Below are 19,432 nucleotides of genomic sequence, written 5' to 3'. Positions count from 1 at the left end.
ATTAAGTATAAATTTTTCATGAGTTAAGGGCGTTTGATAAGGCGGCATCCAGTCGCCATAATTCATAGGTTTCAATCAAGTAAACCAGTTTTTTATGGTAGCTTTTTGAGGTCGCATACCCCGCCATTTTTAGGCCGGCGGCTTGTGCAGCGTAATAGGGTAGGGTAGTGTATCCAAAAAAATCTTCGGGGGGAATTCCAGAGGTGTTTTGAAAAATAGAAGCCATCTCCGTAATGTCAATTCGCTCTTTTTGCACAGGAAATGCTTCCCAAATCCAGGCATAGCACCCTTTGCGGGCTGTAGTACATTTGTTTTTCAACAAATTGCTGTGTCGCCGATAGCTGTCCTGTACACTGAGGTAGGTTTCAAACCGGTCGTATTTATGGTCGTCATGATGTTGAGACACCCCAATTGCAGGTTTTTTGAACGTAAAATCGTGATCATACAGCTGACCATAATTTCTGCTTTTTATCTTTTTTCGACCATTGGCATTAGGAAGGGCTTTTATACCAAAATGGTTATTGGTTGTCCTGGCTAAACGAGACCTGCCAGCATCACTTTCCAATATCCCCTGAGCGATGGTAATACTCGCTGAAACATTGGTGTTATACATATCGTATAAGGCTTCATCCAGGTAGGATTCGATATAAGCCAGGTAAGCATTGGCTGCATTTAATTTTCCTGATGACCAGCCTTCTTTAGCTAATTTATTGGCGATTACATCAGCGTTCCAATTATGACGAACTTGTAATGATTCCTCCGTATCGATATCAACGGATAATGATGTGCTATATGCAGGGAAACGCTTATCAATCATGATGATATGCGTAGCTAATTGCTCTCCAAAATTTGAAGTTTGTTCCCAACCGACCAGATAGGCATCTGTGATTTCCTGAATGAGCGGTAGTTTCCTGAATTCACTAAACCCTTGTTCGTAAATGAGATACCCACCACCTGCCAGCACCAAGAAGCCAAAGACAGGTAAGAACCCATCCATAAAGGAATTGATTATTTGTTGTAGATAGTTCATTAGCTCACAAAGGCAAAATAAGGCGCTCTGGTAAATAATTACAAGTAAGGGAGCTGACTAACAGCTACCAAAAAAATACAATGGGAATGAGTGGGAGTGGGGCGTTGATTAAAAAAAGACTGCCATTTTTTATAGGAAATGGCATGTGTAGATCACTAGTATGTGGCAAAAGTAGCCCTTTGATGCGATAAGATAGTTGATTTTTCTCAATTCCCCTCTTTTAGTAAAAAAGGTATTCCGTCTTAAAGAAGATTCCAATTCTGTTCTGGTTGCGTTTTCTTACCCTGGTAATATCCAATCCTAAATCTGCCCCAAGTGTAAAACGCAAAGGCACGCGTTGGAATGGCGAGATGAACATTTGCCCTTTCACCGTTGCCAAAAGGTACCACTCTGAACCTCCTGTGTTTTTAGGTGCCTGATAACGGATACTTTCATGCAAAGTGGCTTCAAGGGATTTATATTCATCAAAGGTAAGGTCGCCTTCGGCAACATCCCGCACGAGGTGGTCTGTTATCAATTGCAGTATACCTGATTCTTCAAGGGAAATCCCAAAGCCACTGTCAAATCCTGCTTCAAGGCCTGTATAGACAGAAGCCATCAGCGATTGGGCACTGGCAGTAGCGGGAACAATCTCCCACATGTTATTCTCTGTTAAGAGGCTCATTTCGTGCCGTAACGAAAAAGAAAGTCCTCCATCACGAAAACGGGAGCCGCCAACGCTAGCGGTCGTGCGTGTATCACGATCAAAGGTTTCATATTGCATACCCATATAAAAGCGGAAAGCATTTTGGGTTACAGGTCCGCCAATAACTGTATCGAGATCAATTTCAATTTCTTCCAGACTGTCTATTTCCAGGATTTGCGTAGCGTATCCAATTCCCAGGTTAAAGAGATTAATCTGTCGTGCAGCATGATCAAAATCTTTAAGATTGGCCGCATCACTCACTATACTCGTTTCATTTGCCAGACCTACGGTCAAAAACACACTGGCACTGTTGGGGCTCTGGCCACCATTAATAGAGCGGCCAAAAAAGTCGATTTGTGCACTCATCGCACAAGGAATCAAAACCAGAAAGCACCAAAATGTAAAATTCTTCATAAGCTTAAAATTCTGAGTAGTCGTTGAAAAGATAGCTGGCAGTTACTTGTATTAACCCTCGAACAGCGATGATTCTGTGCTTCTTTTATTAAAAATCCACTTCACGTTAACGGTAGGAGTGATTCGCTGTATTTTTAGTTCAGGGTTAGACGGGTGATCATTGCTCAACTGTTGGGTCTGGTAAAAGAGTCCAATATTAGCATCTCCTGTCCAGGTGCTATTTGCCCAGCGGTAGCCTACAACACCGCTAAATTCCATTGTTTTACCTGTAGCCACAGGTAAGCCAAATCCATAAAGGGGCAGGCGGCTCTCGGCAGCGTCCAGGATAATCTGTCCGGCTTCATCGGTATCAATAAGGTTTTCTAATGGGTCAGGGAGGGCATTCCGTATTTCTTGCCCCATATCCACTTCTCCCAGCAGTTCACGGCCTTGTTTGAAAGTAAGATCGGTGGCTTTCACCCAACCAAAAGCAAAATCACCATTGAGGTAAATACCGCTGCCACTGTTCCACTCCAGCTGCCGAAACCCAGTAAGTAACATTATTGGATGAACCAGTAATTCTAGAGAAACAGCATTGTTAAGAGCAGATGTAGCGGCAAGTTCTCTGGCTGCGACGCCCACAAATTCATTGACATCAAATAGCTTGTTGATATCCAAGGGCTGTGGGAACTGCCCCGGAGACAATGCCCCAGACCAGTAGTTGGCTCGCATTGTGACGCCAATGACGTTTATTTCACATCTTGCCAGTGAGGTCCAGTTTTTAATCTCTCGGCCAACTTGGCCGGTCGGTAGCTCAATCAAGAGGTCTTCTAGTGGTCTTTCTACAATACTTGGTAAATTTACCGCATTAAGCAAGTCATCGTCAATGGTAATATTTCCTCCTAGGATTGTTTCGTCAGCTATATAACTCAAGCTGCTTTTTTGGTACATATAACGCACACCGGGCTTTACTTGAAAGCTTTCCATGATCCGGAGTGTCACCTTCTTGGACCACCAGCTGAAGTAATCCATCCGTTGCGCTCGCCATGGCCATTTAAATGCGCTGGGTTTACCTTTGCTCCCCATGTCATAGCTTGCAACCGTTAATGCTCGTTGTTTTGTAATATCGAGTAACTGAAAACCTGTTCCGTCTACTTCCTGGGCCAATACGGTAGCAGTTGTAAACATCCCCAAAAAAACAAAAGCCAACCAGTAAATATGCTTCATTCGTTGTTTTTTAAGCTGTTTTTTACTTTACTAAACTCACCTCTCCAGATATGTTTTTCCATTCTCCCTGGATAGCCCGGTACCATAGTTGATAGGCAAACAGCTGAGGATTGAGCCGTTTACCCCGATAAGTACCATCCCAACCCTGCCATATAATCCCCTGAGATAACTGTTCTGTTGGTTCCAATTGCTCGTCAAAAACGGTACCCCCTGTTCGAGAGAATATCTGCAACCGCACCTCTTCTACATTCGGGGAGGAGTAGACACTGAAGAAATCATTGTTATTATCGCCATTGGGGCTAAAAGCGGTGGGCACATAAACGCCAATCGGCCGTACGAGAATCTCGACTTCAGCGACACCTGCACATCCGATAGAATCAATCGCTGCTACTTGAAAACTGCCACTACTGCTTGCGATGTAATTGAAGGTAGTGTCCCCAATTTCGGGGCCACCATCCCAAATGATTTCGTAAGGAAAAGGAGTATTACTGACGAAGACTTCCATTTCAATGGCTGATCCCTGCCAGACCTCCAGCGGATTAGTTGATAGCAACAAGTGCTCAGCCACGGTAGGTGTGAGTTCTACGGATATATCTGTAAAGCCCACTGTCGCACTCTGAGTAGCCATACAGCCATTTTCACCTGTAAAAGTCACGGAGTAGGTGCCGGGTTCACTTACTTCCAGAGAAAAGTCATTGCTGCCGGTATTCCACAAATAGGTTCCTTCTTCTAGCGCATAAGCTTGCAATACTGCCACTTCGCCTACACAAGCATAGACATCCTCAAGGAAAAGCGCTGGGGCATCATTGAGTTCTGTGAAAGTAATCAATATACTATCACAGCCACTACCAGCAGTAAGGGTGTCAATACTGATACCTATTTCGGATGGAATACAACTTTGGGTATAGAGATAGGTGGTGTCAATAATTTCATCCAGAAAATAGTTCACCAATAAACTATCACAGCCACAGCTGCTTGGCAGGCTGGCTTGGAGAGAGTCTAGCGAAGCAAAATTTGCACAATCTAGTCCTTGCTGAATAGTATCTATAGCTGGGACCAAATGGTATACTTGGCGCGTATCGCAGGATGCAATGCCTGTGCCACTAGGCGTATTAGTGATCCCATCTACGAATAATGCTTCTGGATAACATTGGTCGACAACAACAAAAACAACCAAAGAGTCATCTCCTAGGCCATAGTTAAAGTTGACATTCTCATCAATCGTCCAAGTGTTGCATAATTCTTGGGTAGGATCAAGGCGAACAGTATCCCCACAGCTAACGAAAATAGTATTTTGAAACTCTACAGGGTTGGCCAGTGTACAATCACCACTAGGATCAAAGCATTCGTCTTGGGCATTCACTACGCAAGGCAGTAACCCGAAGAGTATTAGTCCACAAATGCTACTCATTCGCGAGAAAGAAAACAACTGTATCACAGACAAATAAAAGACGCTTAAGAACTTGAGCACACTTTGATGGTTTAAGGAACAGCACGAAAATGAAAACTGATTTTATTTTTCACAATAGTTGAATAAACGCTTCATTTTAAGTGTTTTAACTATTTGGAAAATTTAAAAAAAAATCGCGTTTTATTTTCTGCGCAATACATAGTCAAATTACCCAGCGATTAGCACTGGTAAATTAGGTCTTCGGAACAATTTCCCAAAAGGTTGCTGAGCTTGTTATTTCAACAGGCAGAAACCACAGTGCAAGACTGTAAAAGATAGTGTACTAGAGATTATGAGTAAGGGACAAGTTGCTTAAAAGAGATGTTTTCTGCCATCAAAAAGGGGTAGTTCCTTTTGACATTCGCTGGGCAACGAGACAAAAAACACTTGATCTTACTACTGATCACAAGGTACGAAGATTTTAAAAATCTAGCACCTTAATTCTCGTCTACTTCTATGAGTTTGGTTTGAAAGACAAGGCCTTTAATATCATGGTAATCGGCAAGATCTTCCACATACTCGCGGGCATCATCTAAGGAAAGAAAAGGAGAAACAATAACTCGATGCAGGGGAGCACCCTCTTGGTTGGGTTCTTTTAACAGGAAAACATTATTGAAACCCTGCCCTTGAAGTTTTAAAACATGGCGTTCGGCATTAGCATATTTGCTGTATGCACCTAACTGAACAGCGTAAGGAGAGATGGGGACATCGATAACATTCACTTCTCCAACATTGGTTGTGATCCCTTTGGTTGGCGTTGCAGGAGAGGGCTCCCGGTTAACGGCACTTATTTGCGTATTTGGTGTGTTGTTGACAACAGGCGTGCGCGCTGTCAACCGAGGTTCGTCTACCTGATAAGCATTGGGGCGAGGAAGTGTGGTTTGATAGGCTGTTGGCGAGGTTGGAGGAGGTACTCCCCGGCTAGTTAGCTCAGGCTCAGACGTTAAACTTGCCGCCGAAGCATAAGAAGTAGGATTGGTGCTGCTAGAGCCTATGACACTAAGTTTAACCCTGGTTTGACCAATAGACAAGATATCCAATTGCTGAGCAGCTGCTTTGCTAAGGTCTATGACACAGTCATCGCAATACGCTCCGCGGTCATTAATCCTAACCGTTGTAGAAAGGCCATTGTCCAGACGGGTTACTTTTACAATAGTGCCTAATGGTAATTTTTTGTGAGCCGCTGTCATTTGTTGCTGACTAAAAATCTCACCTAAGGCAGTAGGATTGCCTTCGTGATAATCAGGATAAATCTGTGCAGTACCTGAATAATCTACTTCTGCTGAAGCTCCTTTTTCAGTGGTGTCAGCTTCATCATTCCAGCGAAAGCTCTGTGCCTGAGCAAAAATGCCAAGGCATACGCAAAAGGTAAGTAGGGTTAATTTCATTAAGTTAAGTTTTTGGTCAGTGCCTGCTTGGAATAGATTTTTATCTATAACGAGTCAGCACTAATATTCAAAAGTTGAAGTTGTGGCTTTTCGTCGCTTTGAATTCAGACTTCTTGAATAGTTCAGTGTTTGAGAACAGCACAAAAATATTCGGTGTTTCCCGCTCACAAACGTTTCCTATCCTTGTTTTGTTATCAAACAAGATGGGATTAACCAGCAATGAAAGTAGATTATGATGAAGCTTTAACCAGCTTCTTTAGTTGCGTACCCCAAAATTAGTGGTTTTTATTAAAACCGTTGTACTGATTCAATAATATAAGGAGGGCGTTGTTTCATTTCCGTGTAAATATTGGAAAGATAGATAGACATAATGTAGAGATTTAGCGTCGTTACTGCAAAGAAAATTGCAATAAGGATGACCAAAAAAGTCCAGCCCGAATCTGCAATAGCTGGATTACCTAAGAGATCCGTTTCAGTAAATTTCACTTTGAGAGCATTGGCGATAACCCCCATTAAAAACAAAAATGACCCCAGAAAAATAAGTAGCATACTCGATCGCAGAAAGGTCGTATAAGAGGTAATAGCTACCAGCGAAGTGCGAAAACGTTCGCGAAAATCTTCATCATTAGGTAGCGCCTGCTCGGTATTGATACTGGTAGTACGAAAGCCAATGATCGAATAAATAGCTTTCATGTACCGCAGGTTTTCCCGCAAGCGCAACAGGGAATTCAATGCCCGCCGAGAGATTAAGCGTGTATTATGGGCTTTTTCATCGACTTTAAGCTGAGAGTATCGCTTGAGGATGAAGTAGAAAATGCGGTACAACCACTTCATTCCCTGAGAACTTTCCCTCTCACGAGCCCTTAAATAGACGACATCGTACTGCTCTTGACTTTTTGTAAACAACTCAAGAATAACCTCAGGCTGATCCGCAAAGATCGTTTCAAAAATGACCGTGTAATCACCGTTTGCACGATCAAGACCTGCCAGAATTGCATGATTCTTATTCGTACGAGAAGAAAGCTGTATCAAATAGATCTGCTTCTTGAGTGCAGGTAGGAGAGGGGCTATGGCATCATCTATCCGCCACTCTGGTACATTGTTGACCAAAATGATTTCGTAATCACTGAAATTTGCTTCCAGAATAGGAAAAAGTCCCTCTAAATAAATGGAGAGCTTGTCCAGGTCATATTTCTGATGAATGACCCCAATAACGGAAATGAAGGTATTATGCATAGCATTGCAAAGTAAATAGGTTTTCTGCGAATAAACATAAGTTGTTGTGAAATATCACCAAAAAGGTTAATTTTGTTGAAATCAGCGTTTTGCATTTTCCTCACGGACAGCAGGGTATGGCCAAACAATTTCCTTTTTTTCAACAGCTGGAACGCATGGACTGCGGAGCAACCTGCTTGCGGATGATTGCTCGTTACCATAACCGCTATTATTCGCTGGAGTACTTGCGTGAGCTAACTTATATGGGCAAGCAAGGGGTTTCCTTACTTGAAATCAGTGATGCTGCTGAAGCTATAGGCATGCAAACACTGGCCGTAAGAGTAAATTACGAACGCCTCCAAGATGACGTTCCTCTCCCGTGTGTCGCACACTTAGAAGATGAGCATTTTGTTGTTGTACACAAGATCAATGCCACTCATGTCTGGATTGCCGACCCTGCCGAAGGCAAGTTCAAAATAACAAAAGAAGAATTCGAAGAAAGTTGGGTACAGGAAGAAGACGAAGGTGTTATCCTCGTCTTGGAACCTACGCCTGAGTTTTATGACCGTGATAATGAAGGCGTAGATCACTCTCGTTGGAGTTACGTATGGGCTTATTTTCGCCAGGAATCGAGTTTACTCATTCAGCTTGGCGTTGGTGTAATTGTAGCAGGCTTGCTACAGATCGCCATGCCTTTCCTACTGAAATCATTAGTAGATATTGGGATCGGACACCTTGAGCCCAGTTTCATTACTATGATGATAGTGGGCTTGATTTTGTTGTTCATTGCCCAAACCGTAGTAGAAGTATTTCGACGCTGGATTCTTATCCATGTAGGCGTGAGGGTTAATGTCAAAATTCTTTCTGATTTCTTACAGAAGTTGACCAGACTGCCGTTACGCTACTTTGACAATCGACTTACCGGAGATTTACTGCAAAGAATTGCAGATCATGAACGTATTCAACGTTTTCTGACTTCTACTACGCTGGTTTCTGTTTTGTCGCTATTCAATTTTATCGCTTTTTCACTGCTCCTGTATTTTTGGAGTGGATGGGTATTAACCGTGTTTTTCTTAGGCACCCTCTTGAATTTGGCCTGGGTTTACCTCTTTCAGCAGAATCAGCGAGAAATAGACTATAAAAGCTTCGATCAGTATGCAGATAACCAAGGGAAGCTAATCGAATTGGTCGAAGGCATGCAGGACATCAAACTTCATAATGCCGAAAAATCGAAACGTTGGTCTTGGGAACGTACCCAGGCTGCTCTCATTCGTACAGAAATGGGTGGTGCTGTTTACAACCAAATTCAGCGTACGGGTGGTGATTTTATAAATGAAGGCAAGAATTTGATCATTCTTTTCTTTGTTGCCAATGCCGTTTTAGAAGGCACCATGACCCTGGGGATGCTGGTGGCGATCATGTATGTGGTAGCCCAGTTGAATTCTCCTATCCGGCAGTTTGTCGAATTCATCCGTTCCTTTGAAGAAGCAAAGATCAGCTTGGAACGAATGAACGAAATTCACACCAAGGCCAATGAGGAGGATGCCCGGGGCAAGATCAGCATGCTACCCGAAACTGGTGATTTAAGCTTTGAAAATGTTGATTTTCAGTACAATGGCCCAAATTCTCCTATGGTGTTGAATAATATCAGTCTTGATATTCGAAAAGGAGAAACTACCGTCATTGTAGGTACTAGCGGCAGTGGGAAAAGCACTTTGCTCAAGCTGCTACTTAATGTCTATCAACCCGTAAGTGGTGCCGTTCGGCTTGGCGAAGTAAAACTCGATAATCTACAACACCGCTTCTGGCGTGATAAATGTGGCGCTGTTTTGCAGGATGCCTACATTTTCAATGACACCATAGCGAAGAACATCGCTCTGGGCGATGAAATCATTGATAAACGTAGACTCCTGAGAGCCGTTAAAGTAGCTAACATCCAAACTTACATCGAAGGCTTACCTCTTGGGTATAGTACGAAGGTAGGGAAGGAGGGGCTTGGCCTGAGCCTTGGCGAGCAACAACGCCTACTCATTGCCCGGGCGGTATACAAAGATCCGGATTATTTCTTTTTTGATGAGGCTACTTCTGCGCTGGATGCTTTTCACGAAATGCTCATCATGGAGAATTTCGCGGAAGCTTTTCCTGATAGAACCATGATTATCGTAGCACACCGCCTCAATACGGTACGTTTAGCAGACCGCATTATCGTTATGGAATCTGGTGAACTGGTAGAACAGGGGACGCACGAAGATCTTTACTATTCTCGTGGTGCTTACTACCAACTTGTCCGTAATCAAATTGAACTCGGAGCATAACGCAAACCACGATATTTCCAACAATTTGCAATTCACTTGCCATATCGAAGATACCTGCCCCCTTCACCATAATGAACTACAATTACTTTAATCTATGACCGACGATATAGATATCAGGAGTGAAGAAGTACAGGAGCTGTTAGGTACTCCACCACACTGGCTCGTTCGCTGGGGATTGTTGTTTGCATTGATACTCCTTATCGTGACCGTTTGGTTGCTATACTGGATAACTTTTCCTGAAACGGTCAATGCTGTTATTCGTATCAAGCGAGAAGACCCTGAGATCGAACTGATCACTCCCCGTTCGGGGCATATCAGTGAGATTTTTGTTGAATCTGAAGATACTGTAGTTGCTGGTGAAACACTCATCGTACTTAAATCAACAGGAGAACCTTCTGATATCCATTATTTGGATGACAAATTAGCGCGCGTAAATATGGATCAGGATTCGGTGCTGATCAACTTAGATTTACCTAAAGACCTTATTCTAGGAAGGGTCAAAGAGCAGTTGTATACCTTTCAAGAGAAACAAGACGAAGTAAGAAACCTGCAAGAGGGAAGGCTTAGTCAAATGTCTATCGATGATATTAAGCAGGAGATTCGACAAGAAGAACGAAAAATAAGCCAAGAGCGATCGCTGATCGGCATTTTAGACGATCAACGATTATCTAGTATAGCCGCATACGATCGGGAGTACAACTTATTTCAGCAAGGAAAAATTGGGGACTATAACCGCGTACGTGAAAAAGAAAGCCAAAAACTACAAGCAGAACGCAATGTGCTGGAGACAGAATCTAGTATCAATGCAAGATTAGGCAATATCAAACTCCTGCGTAGGCAATTAGCTACTACTGCTACCATTTCAGAGGAAAGTAAGCGTAAAGCAATGGATGGATTAAGGGTAGAATTCGATAATTTACGTAGAGCTGTTGACGACTGGCGCCGACGCAACATGGTTGTTTCTTCCATTGACGGGGTTGTTATTCTTGATGACATTCAAGAAACCAATTATGTAGAATCAGAAGACCGCTTGGCGGTAGTTATCCCTGCATCGCCCTCTAGTTTGATTGGAAAAACAGAACTTAAGCTCAATGAATCAGGGCAAGTTGCGGAAGGCCAGAAAGTAATTGTTGATTTCTTTAGTTTTCCCGCCCAACAGTATGGTGCCGTAGAAGGGATCGTAACCTTTAAGAGCAAAATTCCAACAAAGGATGATACCCTTCCAATAGAAATACGCTTCCCCAAGGGCCTGGTTACCAATACAGGACGAAGCTTGGAGGTAGGACAAGACATGGCCGGTAATATGACGATTATCATCGAAGAAAAGCGACTAATCAGTTGGTTACTGCAACGGATTTAGAATGCAGAAATGATATGTTAAAAAGCCTTCTTTAAGGCTGCTAGTTTTAAAGAAAACTTAAATCCGGCCTTAATCATCAACGATCTTGCTGCTTTCATGCTTACTTGTACAAAACCCTATAAGTATGAAACATCTAGCGCTACTTTCTCTTTGTTTACTTTCTCAATTGGTTTTCGCACAAAAAAGTACTGATCTACTTTTTTCTACTTCCTCCATACAGGCTAATACAACCTGGGGGGCAGATTTTCCAAGAATCAAAGGAAAGGTAAATTTTCAACTATTTTCTCCCACTGAAAATGCTTATCACCTATTCCTTGATGCTAACAAGGTGCCAAAAGCGATACTGAAATTCAGTAATCAGCATACGCTACTAAATAACGAACAGTTTGAACAAAAATTCAACTTATCACCCCTCGTTTTTCAAGGAGCGATAAGTAGCAGGAGTAATAGTTTTATATGCTTTTCTCAATTTTCGCGCAAAGAGTCCACTCAGACTATTATGCTGGCCCCTTTCCAAGATGGCACATTAGGTCGTTTAAGTACCCTTTTTTCTTACGAGATACCAACTGCTCAAAGCGAAAATCCAATAAGTACCGATAAATACAATAACCTAGGAGTTGTTTCTCCAATTTACCGTAGCCCGGATGGAACAAAGCTGGCTTACATTCAGTGTATCTCAAAAAGAACAGTCAATACACAAGCGCGATTTGTATTTGCTGTTATGAATGAATTTGGTGAATTGCTCTGGCAGCGAAAGCTAGAATTGGAAAAAGTGGCGGAATATATAACAGTCCTGGATGCAACAATAAGTAATGATGGCAAGGTGATCCTTTTGACTCAACTCCATGCTTCAAAAGCATTCGCAGCTTCTGTAGGAACGCCTCATATAGCCGGCTATAGATGCCAGGTTTTTAGCATTGATGAAGCTACAATACAAGATATAGACATCTATCTAGAGGAAGGGGAGGCCCCATTAGAAAGTAGATTGTTTCTTCCTGGCGGCACCAGTGATGTTGTTACCGTTTGTGGGCTCTACAACAATCTGGCCCTAGAAGGTGGAAACAATGGTGTCTTTATTAATACCATGAACATTGATGAGCAAACATTCACGTCGAATACCCACCCATTTTCCAATGTTTTGAATAGCAATAGTAACTATAGTGATTGGCAAGACAAGTTAATACTGAGAGACTTCTTCTTGTTAGATAACGGAGATTTTGGTTTTATCGCAGAGGTCGCTTACATCAGTACTCCTCAGCGTGTTGCAAATGCACAGCAGGTAAGCTTTGCAACTCATCAGTTGATTATTCCCTGGTTTAATAAGCAGGGAAACCTGGAGCGTATTGCCACATTGGAGAAAAAACTATACACCTCCAACCCCTTGGTCAGCTCTTTTGCAGTAGGAGCCAAGGGAGATCAACTCCATTTTTTGTACAACACGGAAGCCACTACGACCTTGCCAATCCCCGCAAACGCAAAGAGAAACGCCATATTTACCATTTCTCGTAGATTGAATGCTCAAGCAGAGTGGTCTGTAGAAAGAATTGTCGCAATTAACACAGAAAAGAAGAAGGAGGTACTCGCTCGACGTTCTGTCTTTGTGGACAATCAAGTTTTTTTGATTGCAGCAGACCAAAAATCTTTTCAAGTAGGTATTTTTAATACCGATTAGTAAGTATATCTAATTGCTGCTCAATAGCCAAGCTAGCAGGAATAATACCATTACTGACAGAGGGGATAATTTGTTATCCCCCCTAGCGTTTACGGTTAAAATAATTCTTTTACTTTTGCAGCGTAATGAGAGTATTCTACCAGCTCGAAGACCTTCCTCAATTTAAGAGGGCGGTACTCACCATCGGCTCTTTCGACGGAGTACACAGCGGACATCAACAGCTGCTGGCCCGTATCAACCGCCTGGCACGCCAGAGTGGTGGCGAGAGCATTGTCATCACTTTCCATCCCCATCCTCGTCAGGTTATTTACCCAAAGGATAATTCACTCCAACTGTTATCAACCATTGAAGAAAAGGTAGCTCTATTTGAACGCTACGAGGTAGATAATGTGGTTGTGGTTCCATTTACGGTAGCTTTTTCACAGCTTAGCGCAGATGAGTACATCCAACGGTTCTTGGTAGATAAATTTCACCCATCGACTATTGTCATTGGTTACGACCACAAATTTGGTCTAAACAGACAAGGGGATATCGACTACCTCAAGTGGCATAGTAAAAACGCGGGCTTCAATGTGGTGGAAATTGAGCAAAAGGAGGTTGATGACATCGCGGTGAGTTCTACTAAGATAAGGAATGCACTCCTGGCTGGAAAAGTAAAAGAAGCAGGCCGTTGGCTCAATCACCAATATACCCTTACCGGAAAGGTGGTACATGGCCAACAATTGGGTACTCAGTTAGGCTTTCCTACTGCAAACATCCAACCTGCAAATAAGTACAAATTGATTCCTGCCGATGGCATCTATGCTGTACAAGTACTCCACGAGGGGGAAGAGTACAATGGAATGCTTTACATTGGCCGCCGGCCAAGTATTGAAGGGGTAGATGAGCGGGTAATTGAAGTTAATATTTTTGATTTCGATCAAAAGATATATGGACAAGAACTGACACTTTCTTTAGTAGAATACATCCGCGGCGACCAGCATTTTTCCGATATGGAAGGCTTGAAAAAGCAGCTGGCCGCAGACAAGGAAGCCAGTTTACAAATTCTTTCAGAAGAAGAACCAAGTAGCGTCAATAGCACATATAACCCTCAGGTAGCTATCGTTATCCTCAACTACAATGGAGCAGAATACCTGAAACAATTTCTTCCTTCAGTAATCGACTCCGTAGAAAATACGAACTATCGTCTAATTGTAGCGGACAATGCTTCTACGGATAATTCCCTGGAGGTGCTCAGTACAGAATTTCCGGAAGTAGATTGCTTACGCCTGGATAAGAACCACGGCTTTGCGGGAGGCTATAATGAAGCCTTAGCCCAAGTTGAAGCCGACTACTTTGTATTACTCAACTCTGATGTCAAAGTGACAAAAGATTGGCTTCATCCCTGTATCGAACAGCTTGAAGCCGATCCTGGTCTTGCCGCTTGCCAACCCAAGATCAAAGCATATTCAGATCCTGAATATTTTGAATACGCTGGTGGGGCAGGAGGGTGGATAGATACTTTGGGTTACCCCTTTTGTCGTGGGCGGATATTTGCCACCCTCGAACAAGACGAAGAACAGTACCAAGAAAAACAAGAAATATTTTGGGCTTCGGGTGCAGCGATGTTTGTCAGAGCTGACCTTTTCAAATCCTTCGGAGGTTTTGACGCCGATTATTTTGCGCACGCAGAGGAAATAGACCTCTGCTGGCGCTTTAAGCGTGCCGGTTATCGGGTAATGGCCATCCCTTCCTCAATCGTTTATCACTTGGGAGGAGGAACACTTGCCTATCAATCGGTGCGAAAAACTTACCTCAATTTTCATAATACGCTGGTCACCAGTTTCAAGAATGAAAGCAAGGGGAAATTGCTCTGGTGGCTACCTCTCCGGTTATTGATGGATGGGCTAGCAGGATGTTTGTTTTTACTTCAGGGCAAATGGCAACATATCGGTGCAATAGTAAAGGCTCACTGGCACTTTTTTCCTCGCCTGGGGTATTGGCTAAAACGCCGCAGAAGCTATAATCAGCGAATAACAATATTAGCCATAGGACCTGAGAATAGAAAGGGGGTATACCGGGGCAGCATCGTTTGGGCTTATTATGGCCGTCGTATCAGGTCCTTCGGGGCATTACCAAAGCAACGTTTGAATGGCTAAACAGAGACTAGAGGTTTTACACGAAGAAGAATCATTTCTTGTAATCAACAAACCCAGCGGAGTACTGAGTGTGCCAGATCGTTATGATCAGGACCTTCCGAATGCTAAACATCTATTACAGGGAATTTACGGCGATATCCTTACCGTTCATCGTATTGATAAAGATACAAGTGGGCTGCTTAGTTTTGCTCGCACAGCAGACGCTCACCGGAACCTTTCTCAACAATTTGCAGCACATAGCCCCCGGAAAGTTTACCTGGCCCTCGTGGAGGGAATCCCCTTGGAAGATGAAGGAGTGATAGAGACACCACTAATAGAAGATCCTCGCAAACCAGGCCGCATGACGACCGCCGCGAAAGGGTTGAGCGCTCACACCACTTACAAAGTCGTAGAGAAATACGCTAATTTCAGTTTACTGGAAGTGGGCATCAAAACCGGGCGAACACACCAGATCAGGGTGCATCTACAATCTATTGGCCACCCAGTAGTAGGTGACCCCTTTTATGGGCGTAGGCACGAACTATTTTTGTCTTCAATAAAAGGAAAGAAATACAGAAAAGCCAAGGGCAAACAGGAGCGTCCACTCATGGGCCGTACGGCTTTGCAAGCCTACCAGTTACAATTGGAGCACCCCATCTCTGGTGAAGAAGTTTCCTTTGAAGCTGACCTCCCCAAGGATTTTCGTGCGACGCTTAATCAGTTGAGTCGTTGGGATAAGTAACATTAACTATTATGATCCGGGGTACGGTCTTTCACGAACTACTCAATTTGCCTTTCTATTTGCTAGATGTGAAAGGTTCACCCGGCGTAACCTTCCCCATCAAGAAAATACCTTTCGGTGAACATTTTCGCCAATATTGCTTAGTTATTGAACCAGATACCACGCCAAAAGCCTGGGTTATTTACTGGCATGGTGGTGGTTGGCAATTTGGTAGCCCAGAACAATTCAAAAAGACTGCAAACGCATGGCTGGAAGCCGGCTATGGGGTAATTATCCCAAGCTACCGTCGTTTGCCTTGGTATGATTTTCGTGCTATCCACCAGGATACAATTAATGCACTCGTTGCTTGCCGCCGCTATTGGGAGGAAAACAATGGCGATCCTTCTCCGCCGGTTGTGTTATTGGGCATGTCAGCAGGAGGTCACCTGGCTGCTATTACAGGGCTAGATACTGGTATTTGGCAACAAGCAGGTTGGCAAAGCACCCAAATAAAGGGTGTTGTCGCCTGTGGAGCGGTACTCGACTTGTCTATGATGAAAAATAATCCAATCATTCGTTTGTTGGCGGGTTCTCCCCAAGGAGCTACTTTCTCAAAAGCTAACCCTTCAGCGCAGCTAGCTACTTCTACAGCACATATTCCCCCGTTTTTATTGATTCATGGCACAAAAGATGGAATGGCACCCTACCAGGCAGCAACAAATTTTCAAAAGCGCCTTCAGGAAATTCCCTCCGCTACTTGCGAATTGATCACCATGACGGAAGGGACGCATTTAGATGCTGCCCGTTGGATGTTTCACGATACGCCATTGCGCCAGAAGATTATTGCCCGCGCCGAGGAATGGTTACAAACAAAGGTATAGCTGTAACACTAAGAGACGTACAAAAACAAATTGAGTCCTCACTTGGCTACGCCGGGTAGAGGCTAAGTTTATCTACTATCGCCTAGCGTGACATGGTGAAATCAGGAAGACGGCTTATTTTATCATGATTTCGCAAAGCCCTAAGCATGAAAGGTGCAGCTCACCGTACTCTATTCAGCAGGATTGTCTGCCTCCAATGAGTTTATTGAAGGTTGGGAAATATAGAACGGTGCTCTGCACCAAAAATCGCTAGCCTGAAATAGGGAACTTATTATTCGCCGCCGTCTACGACTGCCGAGCCCCCTCAATATCCGCAATGCTTTTAGGGATAGCCTTGCCAAGCAAGCGAGAACCATTTTCTGTAATCAATAGGTTATCTTCAATTCTGATGCCCCCAAAGTTGAAGTAAGGTTTTAAAGCATCATAGTTGACGAAATCTTTGAATTTCCCCTCTGCTTGCCAGCGTTCAATAAGTGTAGGAATGAAATAGATGCCTGGCTCTACGGTCAATGCAAAACCTGCTTCTAGTTTTTTGGCCAAGCGTAAGGATTTTAGACCAAACTGAGTAGAACGCTGTGTGTCTTCATCGTAGCCTACCCAATTTTCGTTGAGATCCTCCATGTCGTGGACGTCAAGCCCGATCATGTGGCCTAGCCCATGCGGGAAAAACAAAGCATGAGCACCTTCTGCAACAGCTGCTTCCGTATCACCTTTCATCAGGCCCAGGTCTNTCAGACCTTCAACGATAACTCTGGCTGCTTGCAAATGCGCATCTTTATAAGCAAGCCCCGGCCGCAGTGCAGCAGAACAGTCGTCTAAAGCTTTCAGAACAATAGCGTAAATGTCTTTTTGTTGAGACGTAAAGGTTTTGGCTACAGGAAAAGTACGGGTAATATCACCGGCATATTGACTGATAGAGGAAGCACCAGCATCCAACAAATAAAGATGCCCGTCTTTGACAACATTGCCATGATGGTGATTGTGTAAAATATGCCCGTTGATGGTTCCAATACAAGGATAAGCCAAGCGACCGCCGCCGCCAATAGCAATACCCTCTACAATTCCTGCTACGGTGGATTCTCGTTGTCCTTCCGCTACCGTACGCATTGCTGCAAGGTGCATAGCGCGGGTTATGTCAACAGCTTTATCCATTTCAGCAGCTTCCTCTGCTGTTTTGTGAGAACGCAATTTGATAACTGCATGGCACAATGGTGCTGAAAATCCTTCTCTGGTCGCTTGCAAGGATTGCCCCAAACAATCAGCTAGTAACTCTATTCTTTCTGCCCGGTAGGGTGGGAGATAGTGAACCGGCTGTTTTTGCTCTTTAGCCTTGCTGATAACATCCAGCCCTGCTTTGTAAGGAGCATGTTGATCAGCTCCAATAAGAGCCGTCTTTTCGTCCATACTAGGCTGGTTGCCCATCCAGACGATGTGATCGAGGCTGAGATCATTGCCATAAAGTGTGGTCTTACCCGTCGACAAGTCCATGATCAAAAAATGCCCTGTATCTTCTAATCCGGCAAAATAAAGGAAGTTGGAATCCTGACGGAACGGATAAGTATTGTCCGTATAATTCATCGGGCTCTCTTCGTTACCGAAGATAAGAAGGAGTCCGTTATCAGTCATTTGTTGAGCCAGTGCATCCCGACGGTCCCGATAGATAGAAGGAGTAAACATAGAACAGGAATTTTAGAAAAACAGGAAAAGAATCTCTAGTAAATGAAATTGCCTAAAACAAACTCGTTGCCTCTTTACGAATAGCCATCTGCGCCGTAGCCACAGGGTCGTAGTCGCGTTGTTGCTGGTAAGCAAACAGTGCATCCCGGTAAGCCTTGGCGGGAGCATCTTTAGGCAGCTTCTCACTTACCAAGTCCAAAAACTGAATCAAATCATCTCTTGTTGCTTTGATGATTTCCCATAGTTTTTCGGACACATAAATCTGTTGTGAAATATTGTGCTCAAACTCTTGCTGAACGGTCATCATAAGTGCAATCTTCAGCGTGTTGGCTTGCATACCACTACTGTCTGTGCGCATAAGCAAACCAGGTAAAGAAAGACGTTCAATAAGCAGTGAAAGTCTTTCGTAAGCCTGCATGCGCAGTGGCGTAACTGCACTTTGGCGCTCCTGCCGAATGCGTTGTTCTTGCATCTGGAGTTGTTTGCGCAACATTTCTCTGATAATAAAATAGCTGGTTAGTGCTACAACAATCGCAGGAATGGCGATTTTAATAATTTCTAGGAATACCATCATGGTTTTATCCGTGATTATTTGATTGAACTAATGCACATAAACAAGGGGGTCCTCCTTTTTGCGCTCTACTTATTGGTATAATGCACCAATGCCACAAAAGTAACTGCTGTGTCATGAATCTCTGCTTTTCAGAGATATTTTTTCATAAATGCCAACTAAGTATCCACTGAGTATGTTTTGGATTTGTATCTTTACTTTAGAATTCATCTTAATAAGACATACATTCGTATGAGTACTGTGAAAACAAGCATGCAACCCATTACCCTTACGCCCGGCGCAATAGAACAGCTTAAGCGGATACAGAAAGAACAATCCGTTCCTTCAGACCACGGCTTACGGGTAGGCGTAAAAGGAGGAGGGTGCTCTGGTTTTTCCTACATTCTTGGCTTTGACCTGATCAAAGAACAAGACGATGTTTATGAAATCGAAGGTATGAAAGTGATGGTGCAGAAAGCCCACGCGATCTATTTGCTGGGCATGGAAGTTGACTGGCTAGACGGCCTAAATAACCGTGGCTTCACCTTCAATAACCCTAATGCCAAAGAATCTTGTGGCTGTGGAACTTCCTTTTCTGCTTAAAAAGCCTCCATTCTTCTTGGCGATATACACCACGGAGTGGAAAATAAACACCTTAGCGAACATTCCTGATTATACTATTGTCTAGGAAAAGAACTTCTATACGAATGAGGAGAAAATAATTATTGCCATCTATTGTCAGATGCGAGCT

15 protein-coding genes are annotated in these 19,432 nt (G+C 43.5%); 7 read left to right on the top strand and 8 right to left on the bottom strand.

Annotated elements, in window-relative coordinates:
- Positions 1-16: 16 nt before the first annotated feature.
- The 6 genes from A3EU_RS35175 to A3EU_RS0128735 form a co-directional block, all read right to left on the bottom strand.
- The gene (locus A3EU_RS35175) at positions 17-997 is read right to left on the bottom strand and encodes a glucosaminidase domain-containing protein (RefSeq protein ID WP_020539652.1); all 981 of its coding nucleotides are present in this window, start codon (positions 995-997) and stop codon (positions 17-19) included.
- Positions 998-1,250: 253 nt separating this feature from the next.
- Positions 1,251-2,129, bottom strand: coding sequence for a hypothetical protein (locus A3EU_RS0128755; protein ID WP_020539651.1), 879 nt, complete (start codon positions 2,127-2,129; stop codon positions 1,251-1,253).
- A gap of 51 nt (positions 2,130-2,180) precedes the next feature.
- On the bottom strand, positions 2,181-3,335 hold the full coding sequence (locus tag A3EU_RS0128750) for a hypothetical protein (protein WP_020539650.1): 1,155 nt from the start codon (positions 3,333-3,335) through the stop codon (positions 2,181-2,183).
- Between the two features lie 22 nt (positions 3,336-3,357).
- Complete coding sequence (locus A3EU_RS0128745; protein WP_156825938.1) at positions 3,358-4,806, bottom strand: T9SS type B sorting domain-containing protein; 1,449 nt, start codon at positions 4,804-4,806, stop codon at positions 3,358-3,360.
- A 416-nt stretch (positions 4,807-5,222) separates the two neighbouring features.
- Positions 5,223-6,173: a septal ring lytic transglycosylase RlpA family protein gene (locus tag A3EU_RS33440; protein WP_020539648.1), complete on the bottom strand. Its 951-nt coding sequence runs from the start codon at positions 6,171-6,173 to the stop codon at positions 5,223-5,225.
- Between the two features lie 288 nt (positions 6,174-6,461).
- The gene (locus tag A3EU_RS0128735) at positions 6,462-7,409 is read right to left on the bottom strand and encodes a glycosyltransferase (protein ID WP_020539647.1); all 948 of its coding nucleotides are present in this window, start codon (positions 7,407-7,409) and stop codon (positions 6,462-6,464) included.
- Between the two features lie 116 nt (positions 7,410-7,525).
- Here A3EU_RS0128735 and A3EU_RS0128730 point away from each other — a divergent pair, with 116 nt between their 5' ends.
- From A3EU_RS0128730 to A3EU_RS0128705, 6 genes are all read left to right on the top strand, one after another.
- On the top strand, positions 7,526-9,703 hold the full coding sequence (locus A3EU_RS0128730) for a peptidase domain-containing ABC transporter (RefSeq protein ID WP_026211639.1): 2,178 nt from the start codon (positions 7,526-7,528) through the stop codon (positions 9,701-9,703).
- 94 nt (positions 9,704-9,797) lie between these two features.
- The gene (locus A3EU_RS0128725) at positions 9,798-11,063 is read left to right on the top strand and encodes an HlyD family secretion protein (RefSeq protein WP_020539645.1); all 1,266 of its coding nucleotides are present in this window, start codon (positions 9,798-9,800) and stop codon (positions 11,061-11,063) included.
- Between the two features lie 124 nt (positions 11,064-11,187).
- Entirely contained in the window at positions 11,188-12,735 is a 1,548-nt protein-coding gene (locus A3EU_RS0128720) for a hypothetical protein (protein WP_020539644.1), read from the top strand.
- Between the two features lie 125 nt (positions 12,736-12,860).
- On the top strand, positions 12,861-14,873 hold the full coding sequence (locus A3EU_RS33785; protein WP_020539643.1) for a bifunctional riboflavin kinase/FAD synthetase: 2,013 nt from the start codon (positions 12,861-12,863) through the stop codon (positions 14,871-14,873).
- Entirely contained in the window at positions 14,866-15,594 is a 729-nt protein-coding gene (locus tag A3EU_RS0128710) for an RluA family pseudouridine synthase (protein ID WP_020539642.1), read from the top strand. Before A3EU_RS33785 ends, A3EU_RS0128710 begins: the two co-directional genes overlap by 8 nt.
- An 11-nt stretch (positions 15,595-15,605) precedes the next feature.
- Positions 15,606-16,454: an alpha/beta hydrolase gene (locus A3EU_RS0128705; protein ID WP_020539641.1), complete on the top strand. Its 849-nt coding sequence runs from the start codon at positions 15,606-15,608 to the stop codon at positions 16,452-16,454.
- A gap of 285 nt (positions 16,455-16,739) precedes the next feature.
- Here the strand turns inward: A3EU_RS0128705 and A3EU_RS0128700 are convergent, their stop codons facing one another.
- Together A3EU_RS0128700 and A3EU_RS0128695 are read right to left on the bottom strand one after the other, a co-directional pair.
- Positions 16,740-18,131 (bottom strand): aminopeptidase P family protein, encoded by a 1,392-nt coding sequence (locus A3EU_RS0128700; RefSeq protein ID WP_020539640.1) that lies wholly within the window; start codon positions 18,129-18,131, stop codon positions 16,740-16,742.
- A gap of 52 nt (positions 18,132-18,183) precedes the next feature.
- Positions 18,184-18,705, bottom strand: coding sequence for a DUF7935 family protein (locus tag A3EU_RS0128695; protein WP_020539639.1), 522 nt, complete (start codon positions 18,703-18,705; stop codon positions 18,184-18,186).
- A gap of 228 nt (positions 18,706-18,933) precedes the next feature.
- Between A3EU_RS0128695 and A3EU_RS0128690 the strand changes: the two genes are divergently transcribed.
- Positions 18,934-19,284: a HesB/IscA family protein gene (locus tag A3EU_RS0128690; protein ID WP_020539638.1), complete on the top strand. Its 351-nt coding sequence runs from the start codon at positions 18,934-18,936 to the stop codon at positions 19,282-19,284.
- The last annotated feature ends 148 nt before the right edge of the window (positions 19,285-19,432 follow it).

Origin of the sequence: Lewinella cohaerens DSM 23179, from assembly GCF_000379805.1 — a bacterium.
GTDB lineage: Bacteria > Bacteroidota > Bacteroidia > Chitinophagales > Saprospiraceae > Lewinella > Lewinella cohaerens.
This window is presented reverse-complemented; position numbering and strand designations above follow the sequence as displayed.